20 protein-coding genes, 1 pseudogene and 1 other annotated feature are annotated in these 24060 nt (G+C 42.4%); of the genes and pseudogenes, 15 read left to right on the top strand and 6 right to left on the bottom strand.

Translation table 11 applies throughout. From position 1 onward, the window contains the following. Nucleotides 1–7: 7 nt before the first annotated feature. From CI597_RS01695 to CI597_RS17680, 3 genes and pseudogenes are all read right to left on the bottom strand, one after another. Nucleotides 8–217, bottom strand: a complete 210-nt coding sequence (locus tag CI597_RS01695) for a helix-turn-helix transcriptional regulator (RefSeq protein WP_024726617.1) — start codon at nt 215–217, stop codon at nt 8–10. A 1-nt stretch (nt 218) separates the two neighbouring features. Beyond that, nucleotides 219–635: a hypothetical protein gene (locus CI597_RS01690; protein WP_024726618.1), complete on the bottom strand. Its 417-nt coding sequence runs from the start codon at nt 633–635 to the stop codon at nt 219–221. A gap of 150 nt (nt 636–785) precedes the next feature. Further along, nucleotides 786–907: pseudogene (locus CI597_RS17680) on the bottom strand (TnpV protein); the annotation flags it as partial. A 293-nt stretch (nt 908–1200) separates the two neighbouring features. Here CI597_RS17680 and CI597_RS01685 point away from each other — a divergent pair. The 4 genes from CI597_RS01685 to CI597_RS01670 all read left to right on the top strand — a co-directional run bounded on the left by CI597_RS01685 (nt 1201) and on the right by CI597_RS01670 (nt 4357). Continuing rightward, nucleotides 1201–1809, top strand: coding sequence for a type IV toxin-antitoxin system AbiEi family antitoxin domain-containing protein (locus tag CI597_RS01685; RefSeq protein ID WP_024726619.1), 609 nt, complete (start codon nt 1201–1203; stop codon nt 1807–1809). Then, nucleotides 1809–2708 carry a nucleotidyl transferase AbiEii/AbiGii toxin family protein gene (locus CI597_RS01680; RefSeq protein WP_024726620.1) on the top strand — a complete coding sequence of 300 codons (900 nt, stop codon included), beginning with the start codon at nt 1809–1811 and terminating at the stop codon, nt 2706–2708. The genes CI597_RS01685 and CI597_RS01680 overlap by 1 nt, the downstream gene beginning before the upstream one ends. 177 nt (nt 2709–2885) lie before the next feature. Next, the gene (locus CI597_RS01675; protein WP_095142861.1) at nt 2886–3896 is read left to right on the top strand and encodes an ATP-dependent endonuclease; all 1011 of its coding nucleotides are present in this window, start codon (nt 2886–2888) and stop codon (nt 3894–3896) included. Between the two features lie 26 nt (nt 3897–3922). Beyond that, nucleotides 3923–4357 carry a hypothetical protein gene (locus tag CI597_RS01670; RefSeq protein WP_024726622.1) on the top strand — a complete coding sequence of 145 codons (435 nt, stop codon included), beginning with the start codon at nt 3923–3925 and terminating at the stop codon, nt 4355–4357. Between the two features lie 394 nt (nt 4358–4751). On the opposite strand, the gene CI597_RS01665 is transcribed toward CI597_RS01670, so the two are convergent. Then, nucleotides 4752–5396 (bottom strand): chloramphenicol acetyltransferase, encoded by a 645-nt coding sequence (locus tag CI597_RS01665; protein WP_024726623.1) that lies wholly within the window; start codon nt 5394–5396, stop codon nt 4752–4754. 296 nt (nt 5397–5692) lie between these two features. Between CI597_RS01665 and CI597_RS01660 the strand changes: the two genes are divergently transcribed. The 11 genes from CI597_RS01660 to CI597_RS01600 all read left to right on the top strand — a co-directional run bounded on the left by CI597_RS01660 (nt 5693) and on the right by CI597_RS01600 (nt 20784). After that, entirely contained in the window at nt 5693–7525 is a 1833-nt protein-coding gene (locus CI597_RS01660) for an NAD(P)-binding protein (protein WP_024726624.1), read from the top strand. Further along, complete coding sequence (locus CI597_RS01655; protein WP_024726625.1) at nt 7519–9237, top strand: [FeFe] hydrogenase, group A; 1719 nt, start codon at nt 7519–7521, stop codon at nt 9235–9237. Before CI597_RS01660 ends, CI597_RS01655 begins: the two co-directional genes overlap by 7 nt. A gap of 83 nt (nt 9238–9320) precedes the next feature. Beyond that, entirely contained in the window at nt 9321–10532 is a 1212-nt protein-coding gene (locus CI597_RS01650; protein WP_024726626.1) for an NADP-dependent isocitrate dehydrogenase, read from the top strand. An 887-nt stretch (nt 10533–11419) separates the two neighbouring features. Then, nucleotides 11420–11676: a binding site (T-box leader), on the top strand. A 442-nt stretch (nt 11677–12118) separates the two neighbouring features. Further along, complete coding sequence (gene trpE / locus CI597_RS01635; RefSeq protein ID WP_024726627.1) at nt 12119–13576, top strand: anthranilate synthase component I; 1458 nt, start codon at nt 12119–12121, stop codon at nt 13574–13576. After that, the gene (locus tag CI597_RS01630; protein ID WP_024726628.1) at nt 13573–15210 is read left to right on the top strand and encodes a bifunctional anthranilate synthase component II/anthranilate phosphoribosyltransferase; all 1638 of its coding nucleotides are present in this window, start codon (nt 13573–13575) and stop codon (nt 15208–15210) included. Before trpE ends, CI597_RS01630 begins: the two co-directional genes overlap by 4 nt. Nucleotides 15211–15220: 10 nt before the next feature. Then, nucleotides 15221–16000 carry an indole-3-glycerol phosphate synthase TrpC gene (trpC, locus tag CI597_RS01625; protein ID WP_024726629.1) on the top strand — a complete coding sequence of 260 codons (780 nt, stop codon included), beginning with the start codon at nt 15221–15223 and terminating at the stop codon, nt 15998–16000. Beyond that, on the top strand, nt 15997–16617 hold the full coding sequence (locus CI597_RS01620) for a phosphoribosylanthranilate isomerase (protein ID WP_024726630.1): 621 nt from the start codon (nt 15997–15999) through the stop codon (nt 16615–16617). Before trpC ends, CI597_RS01620 begins: the two co-directional genes overlap by 4 nt. Then, the gene (trpB, locus tag CI597_RS01615; RefSeq protein WP_095142860.1) at nt 16614–17804 is read left to right on the top strand and encodes a tryptophan synthase subunit beta; all 1191 of its coding nucleotides are present in this window, start codon (nt 16614–16616) and stop codon (nt 17802–17804) included. The genes CI597_RS01620 and trpB overlap by 4 nt, the downstream gene beginning before the upstream one ends. Beyond that, nucleotides 17794–18579, top strand: a complete 786-nt coding sequence (trpA, locus tag CI597_RS01610) for a tryptophan synthase subunit alpha (RefSeq protein WP_024726632.1) — start codon at nt 17794–17796, stop codon at nt 18577–18579. The genes trpB and trpA overlap by 11 nt, the downstream gene beginning before the upstream one ends. 275 nt (nt 18580–18854) lie before the next feature. Then, nucleotides 18855–19913, top strand: a complete 1059-nt coding sequence (locus tag CI597_RS01605; RefSeq protein ID WP_024726633.1) for a sigma-70 family RNA polymerase sigma factor — start codon at nt 18855–18857, stop codon at nt 19911–19913. 364 nt (nt 19914–20277) lie between these two features. Next, the gene (locus CI597_RS01600; protein WP_024726634.1) at nt 20278–20784 is read left to right on the top strand and encodes a hypothetical protein; all 507 of its coding nucleotides are present in this window, start codon (nt 20278–20280) and stop codon (nt 20782–20784) included. A gap of 100 nt (nt 20785–20884) precedes the next feature. Here the strand turns inward: CI597_RS01600 and CI597_RS01595 are convergent, their stop codons facing one another. Further along, nucleotides 20885–22195: an N-acetylglucosaminidase gene (locus CI597_RS01595; protein WP_024726635.1), complete on the bottom strand. Its 1311-nt coding sequence runs from the start codon at nt 22193–22195 to the stop codon at nt 20885–20887. Nucleotides 22196–22481: 286 nt separating this feature from the next. Further along, nucleotides 22482–23867, bottom strand: a complete 1386-nt coding sequence (locus tag CI597_RS01590) for an N-acetylglucosaminidase (protein WP_024726636.1) — start codon at nt 23865–23867, stop codon at nt 22482–22484. Nucleotides 23868–24060: the final 193 nt, after the last annotated feature.

Below are 24060 nucleotides of genomic sequence, written 5' to 3'. Positions count from 1 at the left end.
ACCCTTTTTACTTTTTGTCATCTACAAATTCAAACAATTCTTCTACAGTCACATGGAATATTTTCGCTATATCCATAGCTAACTTTAAGGAAGGATTATACTTGCCGTTTTCAAGGTGAACAATGGTTTCTCTTCTCGCACCAACAAGTTCGGCAAGTTCACTTTGCTTATATCCTGCCTGCTCCCGATATTCTTTGATTTTGGTAATGAGAGCCATATTATACCCCCTTACTATCCATAACTACAAACATCACTGTTCGAATAATAGATAAAATCAAAATCGACAAAACAATCGTCCATCCAATAAATCCTGTACTGACGGCATTCGTATGACCGAGAATGGCAGCACCAAAAGCGACTACAACCATTACACCGACAAAAAGTTTTAAACAAATTGAGTCACATCGTTTCAAGTTATGTTCCGCCATTTCGTCGATGCCTTCTTTTTTATACTTGGAAATTCGAATCATTTGTACAACAAAGAAGGAGAAGAGAAAGACACCAAGTACATATTGTGCTGTTTCATACCAGCCTTTCCAATCAGTTCTTGCCCACATCCAATAGTAGGATGTGAGGATGATAGCATAGACAATTTTAGTTCCGACAATTTCTTTTAAGGATACTTTTTTATTCATATTGTGTTTCTCCTATGTTATATATTTCGCACTTGCGATGTTATAAATATATCACTTGTGTTTATGAATGTCAATAGGAAAAGTGAAATATTTTTAACTCCCCCGAAAGAAAAGAGCGACAGAGCTTTTACCCTCTGCCGCCTTGTTTGCTTATGCGAAGATGATTTTCCTCTCCACAATCTCACTTGCACACGCCCGTATGTTATTCATTCTGCCTTTAACTGCTCTGTGATACCCTGTGCCTGTTTCATCTGCTCTGTGAGCATTTCAAAAAATTATGGGGTCTTAGGGGCTTTTACCCCTAACAAGCGAATTTGGATAATCAAATTCAGTGCTTGGTAAGACACAATCTATCGTAGCTATCTTTAACAGCTTGGCAACCATTGTATACATTTAATTTGCTTTATATGGTCAAGTATACTCAGTATCTTCTATTTAACTACCCACTCCAAGAAATCAAAAGTGTTCAGTTTGCTATTGTTGACTTTGGGCAAAAAAGTGGATATAATATAGTAAAGTACCCTATCGATGATGAAAATTGGGTCAGTTAAGTAGAGGTGGAAGAATGCTTCAGAAAAATGACATTGAAATTTTGAGAAAGCTGTTTAGCCAGTACAATTATATTATGACTACCGCTGAACTGACAGCTTCAAAGCTATATTACGCAGATATAAAATTGCTTTTAGATGAAGGGCTGATTGAAAGGGTAAGACGGGGCTACTATCATTGGATTGAAGACTCTGGAGAAAGCGAAATTGTAATTATCAATCGTCTGTTTCCCGATGCAGTCCTTTGTATGGAAACAGCTCTTTTCTACTACAGATACAGTGACCGAAATCCTGCTGAGTGGAATTTTGCAATTGATAAAAATGTTTCAAAATTGCGTACTAAAATCGATTATCCATTTATCAAGGCATATCGTGTTGAGCCTGCATTGGTTACGCTTGGTGAAACAACGGGGAAAATTGATTTTATTGATATTCGTATTTATGACCGAGACCGTACCATTTGTGATGTGCTGCGGAATATGAACAAGATGGATAAGGAAATTTTTAATAAGGCAATACAAGGTTATGTAAAAGACCCGAAAAAAAACATACCCAACCTTATGGAGTATGCAAAAGTGCTACGGGTGCAAAAGAGAGTTAAAGAATTGATTGGAGTGTGGTTGTAATGGCAGATATAGCGGCTTCTGTTCTTGCGAAACTTAGAAATAAAGCAAAGGCTTCCGGCATCAGTTATCAACAGTGCTTGCAACTTTTTGTGCAGGAAGAATTTCTGCGTAAACTTTCAAAATCGGGATATGAAGATAATCTTATTCTCAAGGGCGGTCTGTTTATTTACACGCTTACCAATTTTGAGAGCCGAGCTACGATTGATGTGGACTTTCTTCTTCGGGCAGCATCCAATTCGATTGAAGATGTAAAGGAACTGATTAACAAGGTAATCAACACGCCAACGGGTAATGATTATATTTCTATGACCGCAAAAGGTTTTGAGGAAATTTCACCGCAGAGAAAATATCACGGTATCAGTGCACAGATTATTGCGCAGATAAAAAATGTTCGTGTACCTTTTAATGTGGATATCGGTGTGGGTGATGTCATTGTGCCTTGTGCCGAGGAACGAGCAATCAACACACAGCTTCCTGACTTTGAAGCTCCCGTTATTAAAACCTATTCTCTTGAAAGTACCATTGCCGAAAAGTTTGATGCAATCCTGCAACGGTTTGAACTGACGGGCAGAATGAAAGACTTTTACGATATCTATTATCTTGCAAGGACTTTTGACTTCGATGGAGCAAGATTGCAGACGGCAATTTTTGAAACCTTACAGTGCCGTGGAACACCCTATGATAAGGATAGCTTCAAACGGATTCTTTCACTTGCCGAAGATGAGGATATGCAGAAACGGTGGAAATATTTTTTGAAGAATATTAAAGATGATACGCTTGAGTTTACTGTTGTGATTGATGAACTTCGAGATTTCCTTGAACCTGTGTTTGAGGCGATTTTTAATGAAGATGAATGGCAAAAGGAATGGACAGTAAATAGTGGATGGAGGTCATTATGAAATTTGAAAGTATAAAAATAAAAAAATTTTAGAAACTTCGAAGATATTGAATTGACTTTATCTAATAAGAATATTTTCTTTGGGTTGAATGATGTTGGCAAAACTAATTTCTTATATGCACTGCGGTATGTGTTTGTTACAACGCATTCGCCATTCGTGCTTTATGAGATGGATAATGTGAATTTAGTACGCATATATAGTGACAGAAAAATTAACGGTATCAGCACTTTTTATAAAGTGCCAGAAAATTATGAAAAAGCAAGAAAAATGTTAAATCGCTGCTTGTCTGAAGCAATTTTTGCAAACAAGGTGCTTTTAGTTGAAGGACCATCTGAATATATGTTATTCAGCAAGGTGCTTGCTATTGTTCACCCGTTTTATGAATCAGATGGGACTTATATCTTACCTGTCGATGGCATCGGTTTTCAAATGTATATATCTATATTAGATGAACTTGAAATATTTAATGCAATTAGAACAGATAATGATTTGAGAGCTGTAAAAGGAAAAGGCACATACAGTGTGTTAGGTTTTTCACGCTGTAACAAGTATATTGGAAAAGAATTGCTACCTACTGAGCAAATCCAAGAAAATTCTATAGCCGCAAAGCGAGCACTATATAACGCAAATATAAAAACTCTTGATAAGATACGCAGTGAGTATAGTATTTTCTTATCAAAAGTAGATTTGGAAAACGATTTAGATGAAGTAATGCATGATAGGTTATTGACCTTATTGGGAGAAACTTCACCTGTTGATTATTTGCAAGATTCAAAGCATTACCATATGGTAAAGTTAATCGAAAAACTTTCTGATACAGATTGCAGAACAATATATAACCATTATAATTTTGCATGTTTAAATGATAATCGTACTCACAAGGTTGTTGCGGCTATTACTTTTACCATTAAAGCAGCACAAGAGATTAAAGATAGATTGTCTGTAGATATTACTCAGCACTTTATAGGAACAAATAATAGCTTCGTGATAGAAGAAATCATAAAGCCATTTATGAAGGATGTGTATGGCTCTGACTATGATATAGATATGAGTACAGATTATTCACGGGAGGCAAAAGTTAAAACTTTTCAGGATGCCATTAATAAAATCAAAAACGAAGGAGTTCTTTACTCGACCCCAACAAAAAATCTGCATTACTTCGATTTAGTAATGATAATGCAAGAATAGGTGCGGATGAGTTATCCGCTAATGGAGTGGAGTACACTTATATACCTCAAACGCCCATTGCAGAAATCACTACAGATACGGCTTGGTTATACTCTGCCATTGCTAAGTATCTAATTATAGAAAAATATTCAGCCTACGATGTTATTTCTGAAATACCTGTTGAAGGAAATGAAACTCGTAAAATAGTATCCAACATTAAGCGAATGCTAAGTAAAATTGAGCAGGCTATAATTGACGAGAATGCTTTCTATTCGGCAGTTGATGATTTGGCTGTATATTTGGGATATGAAACACGAACTGACCATCTAAAGAAATTATACCAAACTTTCGAGGCTGAGAATTTGAGCAAGTTAATTATTGTAAAATTAAATAATTATAATGCCAACTGTTTCCAGAGCAATTTAGCTAAGATATTAGCTAAGAGCAACCTTGGAATTGACAATGTGCTTATTCAAAAATAATGATATTTCCCCAATAAAAGTGAAGTGAGCCATTTTCGTGACATTAACCCACAGAATTCCTAAACATATTCTTTCTCTCAAAACGGCAGAAAAAGTTAATGTTTGCAAACTTTCTTATTGACACAATTCATACATTAGACAAGATACTTAATATAAAAATCAACTTCTATTCTGTTAAATAATCACTTTCATTATGGTATGTACCACCGAATTGTTCAAACAATGATTTCATTGTAGTTTCCTCCGTAATATATTTATTTTACTACAAATTCATCATACCCAACCATCATTACAAATACTTATAAATGCCGGAAGGGACACTTCCTTATGTGAAGTGTCCCTTTTTGGACCGTTTCCTTTTTTCATGGATTGATACAAGGAAATGCTCATTGTATTAAAGCGTAAAATCTTTTGAAATCAGTGCCTGGATTTCATTGATGAGAAGACTGGTATGATAGCCGTCGGCAGCGGCATGGGAAATTGTGACCGTAAACGGCATTTGATAGCTGCTGTTTTTCATCTGGTATTTTCCATAAGTTATAATCGGAAAGAGATTTGGGCTGCCCTCGGCAGTCATGGTGCTGTATCCGGTAAAAGACAGCCAGGGTACACAGGAAATACAGAAAAAATTAGGGGGCTGTCCGGGCCTGGCTTTGATCCCTTTGTTATTTCCGTATGCAGACAGATCCTCTGTCATCTGCCGGTAGAAAGAGGAAAAGTTTTCGGTGTAGTTCGTCCACAGGTCTGAAAAGGTGTGGTCATCATCGTGAAAAACAGTATAGGAAGGATGGACGATATCCCAATATCCGGGCTGTCCGTCTTCGGAAATACCCATTCGGAATTCTTTCATGCGGTTGATAACGGTTGAGACACAGTAGACAAAGCTCGGATAAAATCTGAGGCCTTTGCTCCTGGTCAGTTTTAAAAATTCTGTTACATCTAATTCAGCGGTCAGGCTGTAACCGCATTTTATTGTTTGGGTAAAATATTCAAAATGTTCTCTTCTCTCCCAAGTCTCGGGGTTGATATGTTTAAACATGAGGCACCTCCATTTTCTAACTATTGTATTTTATTATAAAGGAAAAAGAGCAATGTGTAAAAACAGATTGTTAAAAATATGTATAAGTTTTTTGCTGGGATATGAAATATTTTGCACGAAAGCATGAGGGTTCAGCAGTGTGCAGCATGGAAACACTGTGAATAAGATGTTCAAAAAGCCTGAATTTATGCAGTTTTTCGTTATTTAATTAACGGTGTTTTTAGACGAAAACTATTGTATGACAAATGGAAATTGTATATAATTAGATACAATATTTATAAAGAAAGGGTGATGAAATGAGTCGTTTAGAAATTGTAACGCCGGACCGTGCACAGATTGTGATGGAGGGTCTTTATAAAGATTTGGAGAGAAGGATCGAATCCAGTCCGCCGGGGATCTGCCCGGTCGATATGTCAAGGGCATTTCTTGAGTTATGTCATGCGCAGACATGCGGTAAATGTGTGCCCTGCAGGATTGGTCTTGGCCAGCTGAAAAATCTGATCAATGATGTGCTGGATGGAAAGGCAACCATAGAGACATTGGGACTGATCCGGGATACGGCGCGCTCAATCATGGACTCAGCAGACTGTGCGATCGGATATGAGGCTGCAAATATGGTATATAAAGGAGTGATCGGCTTCAGAGACGACTATCTGGAACATATCATGTACAACCGGTGCCTGATGTCATTAAAACTTCCGGTGCCCTGTGTGTCTTTATGTCCGGCGAGAGTCGATATCCCGGGTTATATTGCTTTGGTCAGGGAAGAAAGGTATGCGGATGCCGTCCGCCTGATACGCAAAGACAATCCCCTGCCGACAACCTGCGGCTTTATATGCGAGCATCCGTGCGAAGCTAAGTGCCGCAGAAACATGATCGATGATTCAGTGAACATCCGGGGATTAAAACGGGCAGCCGCAGATTTTGCCGGCAAAGTTCCTCCGCCACCGTGCAGTGAAGAGACCGGAAAAAGGGTTGCCATTGTGGGCGGCGGACCGGGAGGACTGAGCGCTGCTTATTATCTGAGACTGATGGGACACGATGTTACAATTTATGAGATGCTGCCGAAGCTGGGCGGCATGTTAAGATACGGCATTCCAAATTACCGGCTTCCGAAGGAACGTCTGGATGAAGATATTGAGGCTATCCTTGCCACTGGTGTCAAGGTGCAATATGGCACTGTCATTGGAAAGAATTGTTCTGTAAGTGAATTGAGGGAACAGCACGATGCTGTCCTGATATCCATCGGCGCCAGCACCGATAAAAAGCTTGGACTCGAAGGAGAAGACGCAAAAGGTGTCATTTCCGCAGTCCAGTTTTTAAGAGATGTAGGCCATGGACGGTGTGAGTGCCTGGAGGGACAGGAAGTGGCAGTGATCGGCGGAGGCAATGTCTCCATGGATGCGGTGCGGACAGCAGTCCGTCTCGGTGCCAGGAAAGTAAGCATTGTCTATCGGCGGAGAGTTGCCGATATGACGGCTTTGGAGGAAGAGATTCAGGGAGCCGTGGCAGAAGGGGTTGAGGTGAAGACCCTGATGGCTCCGTCAAAGATTGAGGTATCAGAAGACGGATATGTAAAAGGAATCTGGGTCACGCCCCAGATGATCAGCAGGATACAAAATGGCAGAGCCAGTGTGATGCCCACCGGTGAGGAAGATATCTTTATCCCATGTGAGACGCTTGTAGTGGCGATCGGACAGGATATTTTGTATGAGCATTTTGAGGAGAACGGAGTACCTGTTCAGAGAGGCAAGATCAAGACAGAAAAATACGGCGGATTTGACGATATTCCGGGAGTGTTTGCAGGGGGAGACTGTGCAACGGGACCGTCCACGGTTATTTCTGCCATCGCTGCAGGAAAAGTCATTGCTGCAAATATTGATGAATATCTTGGTTTTCATCATGAAATCACCTGTGATGTGGAAATTCCGGAGCCACGTCTTGACGACCGTCCTCCGTGCGGCCGGGTCAATATGACGGAGAGAGAAGCCGGAGAACGTGTAAATGATTTTGAAGGAGTAGAAAACTGTATGTCAGAAGCTGAGGCTTATCAGGAGTCCGGGCGGTGCCTGCGCTGTGATCACTTTGGATTCGGCGTATTTAAAGGAGGGAGGGATACGAAATGGTAACACTGACGATTGATCAAATGAAAGTAACGGTGCCTGAGGGCACGACAATTATGGAGGCGGCAGCTTCCATTCATATCGATATCCCAAAGCTCTGTTATTTAAAAGGCATTAATGAAATCAGTGCATGCCGCGTCTGCGTTGTAGAGATGGAAGGCAAAGATAAACTGATCACATCCTGCAATAATGTAGTGGAAGAGGGCATGGTCATCTATACGAACAGTCCCAAGGTGCGGTTAAACCGCAGAAAAACGGTTTCGATGCTTCTGTCACAGCATGACGGACAGTGCATCACCTGCAGCAGGAGCATGAACTGCAGCCTTCAGAAGATCGCAAATGATTTTAATATACTGGACAATCCATTTAAAAAAGAATTCGTACATAGAGAATGGGATAAAACATTTCCTTTGATCAGGGATGCGAATAAGTGTATCAAATGTATGCGCTGCATTCAAATTTGTGATAAGGTACAGGGGCTGAATGTATGGGATGTATCCGGCACCGGAGCAAGGACGACGGTGGACGTCTCCAGAAACCGGGATATCCGGGTGGCGGACTGTTCTCTCTGCGGACAGTGCATCACACATTGCCCGGTCGGGGCGCTGAGGGAGCGGGACGACACTTCTATGCTGTTCAGCGCCCTGGAAGATGAAAACAAGATCGTGGTTGCTCAGATTGCACCGGCAGTCAGGGCTGCCTGGGCGGAGCAGCTTGGCCTTTCCAGAGAGGAAGCTCCGGTTGAGAAGATTGTGACGGCATTTCGGAGAATGGGAATAGACTATGTGTTCGATACGACATTCTCTGCCGATCTTACGATCATGGAAGAGGGGAGCGAGTTTGTCAAACGTCTGCAGGATGGAGATTTAGAAGAGTATCCCATGTTTACTTCATGCTGTCCCGGCTGGGTAAGATTTATAAAGACTCAGTACCCGGACATGATTGGAAGGCTTTCCACAGCCAAGTCTCCGCAGCAGATGTTCGGTGCGGTCATGAAGACTTATTTTGCAAAGAAACTTGGAGTAGATCCGGAACGAATCTTTACGCTGTCCATTATGCCGTGTCTGGCTAAGAAAGCGGAAAGGGAGATGGACTTATTCTATGAAGAATATGCAGGCCATGATATTGATTGTGTACTGACCACAAGAGAACTGGACAGAATGCTCCGCGCAGAACATTTAAATCCTCAGTTTTTAGAGGAAGGGGAATTTGATTCTCCGTTTGAAGTGGGCACAGGTGCGGGCGTTATTTTTGGGGCAACCGGCGGTGTTATGGAAGCGGCTTTGAGATCGGCTTATTTTCTTGTGACCGGAGAAAATCCGGATGCGGATGCTTTTCATGAGATCCGGGGAGTCAAACGCCAGGGATGGACAGAAGCCGAGTTTGATGTGGCGGGAAATGTCATCCATGTCGCCGTAGTAAGCGGTCTTGGTAACACAGGGAAGCTGATGGAAGCCATACGCAGAAAAGAAGTGAAGTATGAGTTCGTAGAGGTTATGGCCTGTCCGGGAGGCTGTGCCGGAGGCGGAGGCCAGCCGATCCATGACGGACAGGAACTGGCAGAAGAGAGGGGATCAAGCCTCTACTTCCTGGACCGGAATACAGATATCCGTTTCTCACATGACAATCCGGACATACAAAACCTCTATGAAGAGTTTTTTGAAAAACCACTGTCTCACAGGGCACACCAGCTACTGCATACTGAACACCAGGTCTGAATCTATCAATCTCTTTGACATGGTTTTCTTTTTTCGCTATAATAGTAACAATTTATGGAGAATGCAAGAAAAGGAGAAGCAGTATGAGCAAGATAGAGATGACGACACCATTGGTTGAGATGGATGGGGACGAAATGACAAGAATTCTTTGGAAAATGATCAAAGACGATCTTTTGTCCCCTTTTATCAACCTGAAGACTGAATATTATGACCTTGGTCTGGAGCACAGAAATGCCACTGATGACCAGGTGACCTTTGATGCGGCAGAAGCCACCAAAAAATATGGTGTTGCTGTTAAATGTGCTACGATCACTCCGAATGCCGCAAGAATGGATGAGTATGACTTAAAAGAGATGTGGAAAAGTCCGAACGGTACAATCCGTGCTATTTTGGACGGAACAGTTTTCAGAACTCCGATTACAGTCAAAGGAATTGAACCGACAGTCCGCACATGGAAAAAGCCGATTACCATTGCAAGGCATGCTTACGGTGATGTCTACAAAGGCGTGGAGATCAAAGTACCGGGAGCGGGAAAAGCAGAATTGGTATACACGGCAGAAGACGGAGCTCAGATAAAAGAGCTCATTCATGATTTTGACGGGGCAGGAATCCTTCAGGGCATGCATAACACAGAGAGTTCGATCAGGAGTTTTGCCAAGAGTTGCTTTACATACGCATTGGATACAAAACAGGATCTCTGGTTTGCCACAAAGGATACAATCTCAAAGAAATATGACCATACATTCAAGGACATTTTCCAGGAAATTTATGATGCAGAATATAAAGAAAAATTTGAAGCAGCAGGTATTGAGTATTTCTATACATTGATCGACGATGCAGTTGCCCGTGTCATGAAGTCAGAGGGAGGCTACATCTGGGCTTGTAAAAATTATGACGGGGATGTGATGAGTGATATGGTATCTTCCGCATTCGGATCTCTTGCCATGATGACCTCTGTTTTAGTATCGCCGGATGGATATTATGAGTATGAAGCGGCGCACGGAACAGTACAGCGCCATTACTACAAGCACCTGAAAGGGGAAGAGACATCCACGAATTCTGTTGCAACCATTTTTGCATGGACGGGAGCCTTAAGAAAGCGAGGCGAATTAGATTCCAATGAAGAGCTGGTTAAATTCGCAGACAGGCTTGAAAAGGCGACGATTGATACGATAGAAGAGGGAATTATGACAAAAGACCTTGCATTGATCACTACGCTTAAGAACGTCAAAGTAGCAAACAGCGGAGATTTTATCAAAGCAATCGCTGAGAAATTATCATACCTTATCGCGTGAAGCGCGTCCACCCGAAGGGTATAAAATATTATCGTTAATTGTCTCCTTCTGTTTAACCGATATTTATCCAGTAGGTTTTCCTCGAACATAAGGAGTTATTCAACAATGAAAAAGAAGATCCTGACTGTCTGGCTGTCAGGATCTTCTTTTAATATTGAAATGGAAAAAATTGCTGATTTTATTTTGACAGAATGGTATAATCAATAGCATAACATTTTCAAACAGATCAGTACTCATCAAACAATGGAATTATCCAACGATAGTTTTTTATCACTATTGGAGGAGCACATTTTAAAGCGTGACGGAGATAGTGGTAATAAACTCATAGATTACTTTAAAATATAGTTACCAAATAACTGCAAAAGAAAAATTTAGAATAACGGAAGGAGGAGCTTGTGGTGTTATCGAATGAAGATTTTCAGTAGCTTGCGGGATTGTTTGATATAAAACTGAATCCGATTCCCCAGCAACTGGGCACCACAGAAGGACGAATCGAAACAGTGGAGAGCAGTGGGCACTTTAAAAAAATAGCAGAGGATCATTCAGAACAAATTAGAAAACAAATGATCTGTTTAAGATGGAAATGTAATAATAGTAAAATTATGGTTGAAAAACAAAGAGAAATGTATTATAATGTAAATTAAGGATGAGGAATCATTCTCACCATATCTTGTACGAATATATCATTCATCTCTTCTCAACTATAAACTACTACTAAATTACGCGGCATCAGATGTACGAATCTCATTTCAACCGAATCTAAATAAAATTCTAATCCTTCCAATCATCGAAGTGAGAATGATTTCCATCCTTATACTGATGCACATGAAAGAAGAAAAAAGTTCTTGACATTATTTGGTGTCCTGGAATATAATAATAAAAAATTGAGAAATCCTTTGAGCAAAAGTAAGTAGCATGTCAAGCGGTTTTACAGAGAGCTGCCGGTTGGTGGAAGACAGCAGATACGAGTCATGCGAATGGGTTTGTGAGGAGCGCAGAGAACGCATATTGTCAGTAACTGTCGACGTGATCCCGCGTTACGGGAACGGAGTATAAAAGCTTAGGCGGAGTACTCTAAGAGGAGAGTCTGTAATTTCGGAAGGACTCTTAAATTTGGGTGGCACCACGGTCTATCGTCCCTTGTATGAGGGATGATAGGCCTTTTTTATTTCATAGGAAAGTTCTACGACCTTCCCTATGAAATAAAAACGCTCCGCGGGTTGTGCACAGATGCGTAAGGAAATTATTTGCCTGCGGCAAATTGCATCAGGCACGCAAAGTTGTCAAGCCCCTCAAAGAGTGAGGGGTTGGGGCGTTGAAGTGGGCTTGCCCACTTTGTTCTTTTCATAGGAAAGCTCTACGACCTTCCCTGTGAAATAAAAACGCTCCGCGGGTTGTGCACAGATGCGTAAGGAAATTATTTGCCTGCGGCAAATTGCATCTGGCACGCAAAGTTGTCAAGCCCCTCAAAGAGTGAGGGGTTGGGGCGTTGAAGTGGGCTTGCCCACTTTGTTCTTTTTATAGGAAAGCTCTACGACCTTCCCTGTGAAATAAAAACGCACGATGTGAAAAGATAGGAGGATTATATGTTAAGTCCAACATTAGAACAGGTGAAAAATTTATTGACGATTTATCCGACGGTACCGGTGTTTTATGAGGTGCTGGCCGATCATGTGACACCGATTCAGGTATTTATGGCACTTAGAAAGGCCGGTACCCCATCTTTTATACTGGAAAGTGTGGAAAACAGAGATCAGTGGGGGAGGTATTCATTTATCGGTGTGAATCCCAAAAAGGAAGTAAAGATAAACGGCACTGAGATAGAAATAGACGGTAAAAAGCAGACAGTGGAAAATCATATTTCATATTTAATCGAGATGGTCAATGCATACCAATCTCCGGTGCTTATTGATAAGCCAAAGCTTACCGGAGGATTTATCGGATATTTCGGCTATGACACGATTCGGTTTGTGGAAAAGAAACTGGTCAATGTGCCGGAGGATGACCTGAACATGCCGGAATGTCATTTGTGTATGTATGATGAGATTATGGCATTTGACCATCTCACGAACCGGGTGATCGTCATTCAGAATGTCCACGGGGATGATGATCTGGAGACAAAATATAAGAGCCTTGAGCCTAGAGCAAGGCAAATGATTGAACAGATCGACAATTTCCGGATGATCAGAAAAGATCGCACAGATAAAAAAGAGACTAAGATTATTTCTAATCTTACAAAGGAAGAGTACCAATCCAAGGTGGAAAAAGCAAAAGAATACATAAGAAACGGTGATATTTTCCAGGTGGTGCTGTCACAGAGATTTGAAGTGGAAAGCGAGGCAGATCCGTTTGATGTTTACCGGTGTTTAAGAACAACAAATCCATCGCCGTATTTATACTTTTTTGACTTTGTAGATTATCAGATCGCAGGTGCCTCCCCGGAGATGCTCGTAAGTGTTACCAATGGAATCGTGACCACAAAACCGATCGCGGGTACTGTGCCAAGAGGGACTACGAAAAAAGAGGATGATATTCTGGTCAGACAGCTCATGCATGATCCGAAAGAACAGGCGGAGCACACGATGCTTGTAGATCTTGGGCGGAACGATGTGGGAAGAGTCAGCCGATTTGGAACAGTTCGTGTGGATAACTTTATGTCAGTAGAAAAATATTCAAAGGTTACCCATTTAGTCAGCGACGTACAGGGAGAACTGAGAGAAGACAAAACTGCACTGGATGCTCTTATGAGCATACTTCCTGCCGGCACATTGTCCGGTGCACCGAAAGTCAGAGCCATGGAGATTATAGATGAACTGGAAAATAAAAAACGCGGGCTGTACGGAGGAACCGTGGGATATCTGGCATTTGACGGAAACATCGATACGTGTATTGCGATCCGCACAGTGCTTTTTAAAGATGGAAAAGGCTATGTCCAGGCAGGAGCCGGGATTGTGGCCGATTCAGAACCGGAAAAAGAATACGAAGAGACCAAAAACAAAGCGCTGGCAGTCATCAATGCGATTAAGGAGGCGGCAGAATTATGATTTTATTAATAGACAATTACGATTCATTTACTTATAACATCTGCCAGGGGATCGGCGAGCTGTATGAAAATATTGAGGTCGTCAGAAATGATGAGGCTACGGTGGAAGAACTCGCACAAAAAGAGATCGAAGCACTGATCATCTCTCCGGGACCGGGATATCCGGAGACTGCGGGCATATCAAAAGAGGCAGTCCGGTATTTTGCAGGGAAAGTTCCGGTGCTTGGAATTTGCCTTGGACACCAGGCCATCGGCGAAGTATTTGGGGCAAAAACAGTTCATGCCAAATCTCTGATGCACGGAAAACAGAGTAAGATTCAGATTGACAGCAGCTTTCCTCTGTTTCAGGGACTTCCGGAAACAATTCCGGCAGCCAGATACCATTCTCTGATCATTGAGAGGGAGGGAATACCGGAAGTGCTCACTGTTGCGGCCGAAGACGATGAGGGCCAGATCATGGCTGTAAAACACAGAGACTATGATGTGTACGGCATACAATTTCATCCGGAATCCATTTTGACGGAGTCAGGAAAAACAATCTTTGAAAATTTCTTAAAGATGGCAGGCATAGAGACAAAGGCAGAAAATAAGGTGAAAGAAATAGAACCTGCACAGAAAACTGCAATGAAACCATATTTAGAAAAAATCGTCGAGGGAAGACATCTGACGGCTGATGAGGCATACGAGGCTATGGACTGTATCATGTCAGGAGGTGCGACCCAGGCTCAGATTGCAAGTTTTGTCACAGGGCTGCGCATGAATCATGAGACGGTGGATGAAATTACCGGATTTGCAAAAGTCATGCGCGCAAAAGCGGCCGTTGTTCCCGATGAGACAGAGGCTATTGACATTGTAGGAACCGGCGGTGACTTGGCCAGCAGTTTTAATATCTCCACAACATCCGCTTTTGTGATCGCAGGGGCGGGACAGAAGGTTGCAAAACATGGAAACCGCAGTGTCTCATCTAAAAGCGGAGCGGCCGATGTGCTGGAAGCCTTGGGTGCCAGGATCGGACTTTCCCCGGAACAGAATCAGAGATGCCTGGAGGAAGTGGGAGTCGCCTTCCTGTTTGCACAGACACACCATGGCTCTATGAAATATGCCGGACCTGTGAGGGCCCAGCTTGGAGTGAGATCCGTATTTAACATTTTAGGGCCTCTGGCAAATCCGGCGATGACAAATTATATTGTACTCGGTGTTTACGAGGAAGATCTTCTGAGGCCTATGGCAGAAGTTATGCAGAATCTGGGTGTGAAGCAGGCAATGATCGTGTACGGGGATGATTGTCTGGATGAGATCTCCATATCCGATACGACCAGTATCTGTGAGATCCGGGATGGTAAGCTGATTTCTTATAAGATCAGTCCGGAAGAATTCGGAATCTCTATGGCAGAAAAGGACTCCATCAAAGGAGGAACATCCGATGAAAATGCGGTGATTACCAGAGAAATCCTGACTGGAAAAGAACAGGGGCCAAAAAGGGACATCGTACTTCTCAATGCGGGAAGCGCCCTTTATACCATAGGGGCCGCAAAAGATATGAAGGAAGGAATCGAGATGGCAAGGCAGTCCATTGATTCCGGCAGGGCCATAGAAAAACTGAACCAATTCATTGAATTTACCAATCGCTATTAGGAGAAAACCAATGATTTTAGATGATATTGTAGAGAAGAGAAGAGAACAGCTTGAGAGAGAAAAAGAAAATTTCCCACTGGAAGATATGAAGGAGATGGCTTTAAATTCCAGGAGGGTCTCTTTGGATTTCAAAGCCGCCCTGAAGGCTGACGGCATTTCCATTATATCCGAAGTAAAGAAAGCATCCCCGTCCAGAGGGATCATCTCAGAAGATTTCCGTCCCACAGAGCAGGCGAAGGCCTATGAGGAAGCCGGCGTAGACGCCATTTCCTGTCTGACAGAGGAACATTTCTTCAAAGGAGCAGACAAATATCTGGCGGACATCAGAGCCAGCGTAAATCTGCCGATCCTGAGAAAAGACTTTATATTTGACGAATACCAGATTTATGAGGCAAAAGTGCTGGGAGCCGATGCAGTCCTGCTGATCGCCGCGATCCTTTCAGAAGAAGAACTTATAAAACTTTCCCGGCTGGCGGCATCTCTGGGACTGTTCTGCCTTACAGAAGTTCACAATGAGGAGGAACTTCAAAAAGTTGTCCGCTGTAAATGTGATATCATCGGTATTAATAATCGGGATTTGAAAACGTTTCATGTGGACTTGAATACTACGAAACGATTGGCAAAACTGGTACCGTATGATGCAGTTCTCGTCTCTGAGAGCGGCATGAAAAACGGAAACGATATAAAGGAAGTGAAAGAGTACGGGGCCGATGCAGTGCTGATCGGAGAGACCCTGATGCGCTCGGGAGATATTAAAAATACAATCAATGAACTGAGAGGGAGTCTATGAGAATTAAAATGTGCGGGCTTCGCAGACCGGATGAAATAATTTACGCAAATGAGTGTCTTCCGGACTATATAGGGTTTGTTTTTGCTGAAAGCAGAAGGAAAGTCAGCGGCGAAGAGGCAAAAAAATTGGGGGAACAGCTGGACCCGCTTGTTAAAAAAGTCGGCGTTTTTGTAAATGAACCGCTCCGGTCACTGATTTCCATATCAGAAGAGGCAGGACTCGACATCATTCAGCTGCACGGAGATGAAGACGACGAGTATATCAGAGAAGTGAGACATAAAACCGGAAAAGAAATATGGAAAGCTGTCCGGGTGAGAACGGCAAAAGATATTCAAGCAGCGCAGGAACTCCCGGCGGATAAGCTTTTACTGGACAGTTTTTCAGAAGAGTCTTATGGAGGCACGGGGAAGGTCATGGATTTTGCTGTGCTTGATCAGGCAGAGATCAGGAAGCCGTATTTTATAGCGGGAGGCCTGACGGTTGATAATTTGCCTGTGATCTTGAGAAACACAGAACCGTATGGAATTGATATTTCCAGCGGGATTGAGACCGGCGGAGTCAAGGACAGAGAAAAAATGCGGAAGGTGATACAGTTGTGCAAGAGGAGGAAAGCATGAATAAAATCGGAAGATTCGGAGATTTCGGAGGCCAGTATGTGCCTGAAATCGTAATGAACGCAGTTAATGAACTGAATGAGGCATATGAAAAATATAAAAATGATCCAGACTTTTTGGAAGAGCTGCATGAATATTATAAGAACTATGCAAACAGGCCGTCTATGCTGTATGAGGCAAAGCGTATGACCAGGGATCTGGGCGGTGCGAAGGTATTCCTGAAAAGGGAAGATTTAAACCATACCGGAGCCCATAAGATCAATAATGTGCTCGGACAGATTTTGCTTGCGAAGAGGATGGGTAAGAAGCGTATCATTGCCGAGACCGGAGCAGGACAGCATGGGGTGGCAACAGCCACAGTGGCGGCGTTGTTTGATATGGAATGTGTCGTCTACATGGGAGCGGAGGATGTGGAACGCCAGAGTCTCAATGCTTACCGGATGGAACTGCTCGGAGCAAAGGTAGTGGCTGTGCAGAGCGGGACACGGACCTTAAAAGACGCGATCAATGAGGCTATGAGAGACTGGGCTACGAATATTGAAACGACTTTTTACTGCATCGGTTCTGTTATGGGGCCCCATCCTTATCCGACCATGGTCAGGGATTTTCAGAAGATCATCGGGGAAGAGACAAAACGCCAGATACAGGAGAAAGAAGGAAAATTGCCGGACTGTGTCATCGCATGTGTGGGAGGCGGGAGCAATGCCATGGGAGCTTTCTATGATTTTGTAAAAGATAAGAAAGTGCGCCTTGTCGGAGCCGAAGCAGCGGGAAGAGGAGTTCATACAATCCAGCATGCCGCCACGATCGCCAGGGGGAGCAAGGGTATTTTTCACGGAATGAAGAGCCTTTTTCTTCAAAATGAGGAAGGACAGATTGATGAGGTTTATTCTATTTCCGCAGGGCTTGACTATCCGGGAATCGGACCGGAGCACGCTCACCTTCATGACATCGGCAGGGCAGAATATCTGAGCATCACGGATGAACAGGCGGTGTGCGCATTTGAGTATCTGACAAGGATGGAAGGGATTATCCCTGCCATTGAATCAGCCCATGCGGTAGCTGCGGCAATGGAAATAGTTCCGAATATGAAAAAGGATGAAAGTGTCGTGATCTGTCTGTCCGGGCGGGGAGACAAGGATGTATTTCAGGCAGCAAGATATAGAGGGGTGAAGTTAGATGAGAATTAAAGAAGCATTTGAGAAGAGAAAGACAAATGGACAGAAAGCGCTGATCACCTATATTGTGTCCGGTGATTTTGGATATGAGACTACAAAGAAAAACATCATGAGCATGGTAAATGCCGGGGCGGATATCATAGAAATCGGGATTCCGTTTTCTGATCCCATTGCAGAAGGGATCGTAATCCAGGAAGCCAGCCAGCATTCCCTGGAAGGAGGGACTACACTGGCCGGAATTTTTAAAATGGTCAAGGAACTCAGAAATGAAACTGATACTCCGTTTGTGATGATGATGTACCTAAATACGATCTACCGTTTTGGGACGGAACGTTTTTTTGATCTCTGCAATGAATGCGGGATCGACGGTGTCATCGTGCCGGATATGCCGTTTGAGGAAAAGGATGAGATACAGGAGACAGCCACGGCACATGGCGTTGACAATATCAGCTTGGTGACGCCTGCTTCTCACGACCGAATCGAATCCATCGCAAAAGACGCAGAGGGATTTTTGTACTGTGTCTCATCCATCGGTGTGACGGGGACAAGAAATGAGTTTACCACAGATTTTGACGCGTTTTTTGACGTGATCAAGAAAAATACAGAAATTCCCTGTGCCGTAGGGTTTGGGATTTCAGGCCCCCAACAGGCCAAAAAGATGAGCCGGTACTGTGACGGCGTCATCGTGGGCAGTGCTATTGTAAAGATCATCAGCGAGTATGGGGAAGACAGCCCCAAAAAGGTATATGAGTTTACGAAAGGCCTTCGGGATGCGTTGGATGAATAAAAATTTTTGTGCAAAATGTACAAATTGTATTGGTGAATAAATGTCAGATATTAATAAAATTTAAAAATATTTTTCTGAAAACTTATTAAAATTTTAAAAATGTGGTAAAATAAGTATATAGAGCAAAATGCTGAGACCGGAATTAGCTCCGGTCTTCTTTTATATCATAGAAAAGTTCGTTCTGTGGAATAAAAAAGCCCCTCAAAGAGTGGAGCTTAGGAGATGAAGTGGGATTGTCCACTTTGCTATTTTTCAGAGAAAGGAGCCACACTGCAGTGCAAATAGAGAAACGGATACAAGAACTTATAAAAATGGCCGGTCAGAACCATAATGTCATTCAGCTGGATGAGGTCGATCAGATCTTTGATAAGAGTTTAAGTGAGCAGGAATTTGATTATGTTATCGGCCGTCTGAGAGACCAGAGTATAGAATTTTCAGATTTTACAGCAGCAAGCCAGGCAGACCGGCAGCAGACAGACGCGGCAGAAGCTGAAAATCCTGTGATGGAGGATTCAGTGAAGGCTTATCTGCACAGGATAGGCAGGATTCCGCTGCTTTCCAGAGACCAGGAAGAAAGACTGGCAAAGGAAATTGAAGCGGGAAGCCAGTCAGCAAAAGATAAAATGATCAATTCCAACCTGCGTCTGGTCGTCAGTGTTGCAAAAAGATATGCCGCCGGCAGCAACATGGCCCTTCTGGATCTGATCCAGGAAGGCAATATAGGACTTATGAAAGCAGTGGACAAGTTTGATTACCGGAGAGGGTACAAGTTCAGCACATATGCCATGTGGTGGATCCGTCAGTCTGTCACGAGGGCTATCGCGGACCAGGCCAGGACTATCCGGATACCGGTCCATATGAAAGAAAAGATGGGGAAAGTGAACAATGCGGCCAGAAAATTTCTCGAAAAAAACGGACGGGAGCCAAATGCAGATGAACTGGCAGAATCGATGGGGATCGGCAGAGATCAAATGGATGAGATCATGAGATTGTACAGTGACACTGTATCTTTAGATTCTCCGGTCGGAGAAGAGGAAGACGCGATGCTCATAAATTTTGTGGCGGATGAGAGCATGCCGGAACAATATCAGACGGCGGAGCAGGGAATTCTCTCTGAACAGATAAATGAGATATTGTCGGAACTTACCGAACGTGAACAGACGATTTTAAGGCTGCGTTTCGGGTTTGTAGAAAACAGGATCTGGACCCTGGAGGAAGTAGGGAGAGAATATCATGTGACAAGAGAGCGCATACGGCAGATCGAAGGAAAAGCTTTGAGAAAGTTGAGAATGAAAAAAGAAACGAAATCTCTCAGAGCCTATATTGAAGACTGATTTTGGTAACAAGAGAAAAGATAACTGGGAGAAGGATGTGCCATGCAGGCACTCCTTCCTTTTTTGTTGCATATGAAAGTTCGTCCTATGGACAGGATGCGAACAAATGTATGAAGGAATCATTTGTATTCAGCAAACTGCTTAAAAAATATTTATTTTTGGTCTAACTCTTTTTCCAGGTACCAATACCTGATAAGAAAAAATGTCAGATAATGAGGAAAAGGAGCAGCAGCAAAACAGACAGAAGATAGAAAGCCTGAAGTGAACATAAGAAATACAGAGGATACAGAACCGACAACAGAAGAATCGGAAACCAAAACCAATACCGAAACGAGCAATTTGCCAAAATATGTGGAAAATTGGGGTGAGGAGCTTAAACAGATCCACGGATAAAGACGGCAACAATATTTCTTTAGATGATTTCTTTGTGGATCAGGAACAGTTTAAAAAGATCAATGAACATAAAACACAGGGGAAAGTCGGGAAGTTTAAATTGACTTATTCCCATGGAAAAGACAAAAATCTGGATAATATGAGGATACTAGTCGATGAAACACAGCTGGCAGTGATCAACCGGGCAAAGAAAAATGGCAAAACAGGGGTTTTTGGTTTTACGTTTTCTCTGTCAGACGGAAAGAAAGCCACAGTAAAAGTGACATTGACAGGAGATCACAGAGAAGCCTTTGGTCCTGACGGAGGAGACTGCCAGCCGGAAACAGAGGAGACTGTGCCGGAATGGGAGTATAAGAAAAGAGCGAGAAGGGGGCGTGTCAGCAGAACAGGAGACGAGAGACAGATTCTGTGTCTCATTCTGGTGTTCGGGACGGCATTGACCGGATTTGCAGCAGGGTTAGGGAAAAAGAAAAAATAAAGAAGGCAGAGTAATAAAAGCTCCTGGGTCCCTTAATGAGTGAGGGGGTACAGGAGCTTTTTGTGAATCTGAACAGATCAGATTTGTCTTATAAAAACCATTATTTAAATTTTGGACGGTCGAATGTGACTGTGTTGCCTGTTGCATAGGCACTTCTGAACTGACTGTACATGAGTTTTCCGATCTTCTGGGCATATCCCGGATCTGTAGCATACTGATGCCAGATGTACTTAGTATTTGGATTATAGCGGAATTTGTACAGAGTATTTTGCTTGTATGTACTGTTATTAATATACTCCTGACTGACATATTTTGCAGCGCCTTTAATGGCTTTGTCCACACTTGTCCAGCCCTGATAGTATGCGTAGCTGAAACCGCACAGCTGTGGGTCAGAATCATAGGCTTTGATACCATATAAGTTATATACTTTTTTAGATGAGATCTTTTTTGTCTGATATTTGCCGTTTACTTTTTGAAACCCTGTGACATTGCCCTTTTTGTCTTTCACAACAGACTTTCCTGTTATAACCTTGGTAATCCATTTGCCCTGTGAAAGAGTGCTTGTACCATAACCGGTCTCCAGGATCGTCTGGCAAAGGAAATAAACAGGATCGATCTTATAGGTTTTCGCAGCGCTGTTGAGAACAGAACCTTTGTTTTTCAGTACACTTTTGGATTTTACCTTACTGTTTAAGAGACTGTTATACTTTGAGCTGTTGACGGTGCGGTATGTATTCAGACGCAGATACTGGTAGCCGTGAGTCGGATCAGTACTGGTCGGCACATAGTTGTTGTAGTTGATTTTTTTACCACCATAAGATTTAACTGTCTGGGATTTAATATAATCGGATGTCTTCTTATTATAATTAGTCGTTGTGTTTTTTGTGTATAAGTAGCTGTTTCCCGGTTTGTTGATGTGGATTCTCTTTGCTGAAGAGATATAGGAATAGTCCAGTCCTAAATTCTTGATTGTAAAATTAGCCGGAAGCAGAATGTTATATTTTTTGGTCGTGTAGTACTTGACTGAGACGGGTGCAACGGATAATTTTTTCTTCTTACCGTTTACATAACAGGTTTTATTATTCTTATAGAAAGTTAGTGTTTTGTTCTTGTGCTTTAGTACAAGTTTGCCTGTTTTTTTGTTGTAGCTGCGTTTGATTTTCGGGCCATTTTTAACCAGAATACTGTAGTAAGGTATCATGTTAATGCTCTTCATCTGAATACCCGGTGTTTTGGTCGAAATTCCTTTTTTAGCGTATGTAAAGTTAAGCTGTTTCCCTGTATAGTATCTTGTCTTGCCGCCGTATCTGATCTTTAGAGAAGCAGCCGAGATATCCGGTTTTGGAAAACCGGAAAAAATGGATGTAAAGGCAAATAACATCGTAAATGCTGCAATGACTCGTTTCTTCATAACCTATTTATCCTCCTGTTGTAATTGAAATGTAATATAAGTATAGCATTATATTAAAAAATATACAATAAAATCGTAATATAAATGTAATATTTAAGGCGGACAGAGCAGAAAAAATTTGTTTTAGGAGAGGACAAAGTGGACAGGCCCGCCTCATCTCCCCAACCCCTTATTCTTTGAGGGGCTTTTAAACTTTGTGCGCCAGATGCGATTTGACGCAGTCAAATGATTTCCTAAGTAATAAAAAATAGCCCAGGATCTGTCCCTGAGCTATTTCGCCTTTTATTTAGTTGAATACTGGTGTGTCATAAATAAATCCGCTGGTGCTTGAATATACGCTTTGATATGTATTCATCAGCTTGCCGATGGACTGGGCATAGGCCGGATCAGAGGCATACTGATGGCCCAGATCCTGGAGGTAAGGGCTGTATCGGATTTTATATAAGGTATTTTGTTTATAAGTTCCATGGTGAATATAATTATTACTTACATATTTTGCAGCACCCTGTATAGCTTTGTCCACGCTTGTCCATCCCTGATAATATGCATAGCTGAATCCGCCCAGCTGCGGGGCATTATCATAGGCCTTGATGCCATAAAGATTGTACACTTTTTTGGATGAAATATTTTTCACTTCATAAAATTCGTTCTTATTAACTTCGTAGTATTTCTTACCTTTTTTCTCTCCAGCTGTTTTAACAGCCTTTGATACAGTATTAAAAGCTGTTACTTTAGTTCCGGTTGCCCCTTTTGGAGAGAGAGAATCACCGGTGATAACCTGTGTCACTGCCTTTCCTTTCGCTAGTGTGCTCGTGCCATAGCCGCTTTCATGGATGGTCTGGCAGAGGAAGTATAACGGGTCAATATTATATGTACTTGCAGCATTAGTAATGACTGAAGCTTTTCCTGATAATACGCTTCCGGTTTTTTTAGAAACCATTGTCTGAAGAGTGGAGGAAAATTTAGAAGCATTTACAGGATGGTATGTATCGAGACGAAGAAATTGGAAACTGTTCGTATTATCCGCAGTTACGGGGATGTATTTTTTATAGTCGATCGTTTTTCCGCCGTAAGTTTTCCATTGGGCCTGCTGTTTTTTTATGTAATTGTTCAAAGTCGTATTATACTTTGTTGTCGTATTGGATTTGACTGGTGATACAGGTTTGCTTTCGGCAGGCTTTGCATAATCAATGCGTTTTGCGGAACTTGAGTATGTATAGCTGATGCCCAGATATTTGGCTGTGAATTTCGCCGGGAGCAGAATATAGTTTTTGTTGATGCTTCTGTATTTTACAGTCAGCGGAGCAGTAGTAAATGTCCGTTTTACTCCGTTGGTATAGGCATACTTTTTATTTTTATAGAAGGTGATCGTCTTCTTTCCGTTGGTGAGTACCAGCTTTCCGGTCTTGCTGTTGTAGCTTCTCTTTACTTTCGGCCCGTTTTTCACGATCGCATTATAATATGGAAGCATGTTGACCTTGTTGATCTGGATGCCCGGGGCCTTTCCTAAATCGATTTTTTTTCCTTTATAATAAAATGTGAGCTGTTTTCCCTTGTATGTGCGGTCTTTTCCGGAATACCGCAGTGACAGGCTTCCTGCGAAGACAGAGGCAGTCATAGAGACGCTCAGTACCGCGGACATGGTGAGTATTTTAAGTCCTTTTTTTCTCATGGTAGATATTCCCCTTCCTTTCTTTACCAAAGATAAATTTACTATAACACGGATCGCACCGCAAAAACAAGGATTTTGCATGGAAAAGAGCAGGAAATACTATCCATGGAGATTGACAAAAAGCAAGTAGTTTGATAGTATATTAACGTATGAATTTAGTACGCTAATGTGCTATCATGACAGGAAATAAAAA

It is taken from the genome of Anaerostipes hominis (ex Lee et al. 2021) (assembly GCF_002270485.1).
Lineage (GTDB): Bacteria > Bacillota > Clostridia > Lachnospirales > Lachnospiraceae > Anaerostipes > Anaerostipes hominis.
This window is presented reverse-complemented; position numbering and strand designations above follow the sequence as displayed.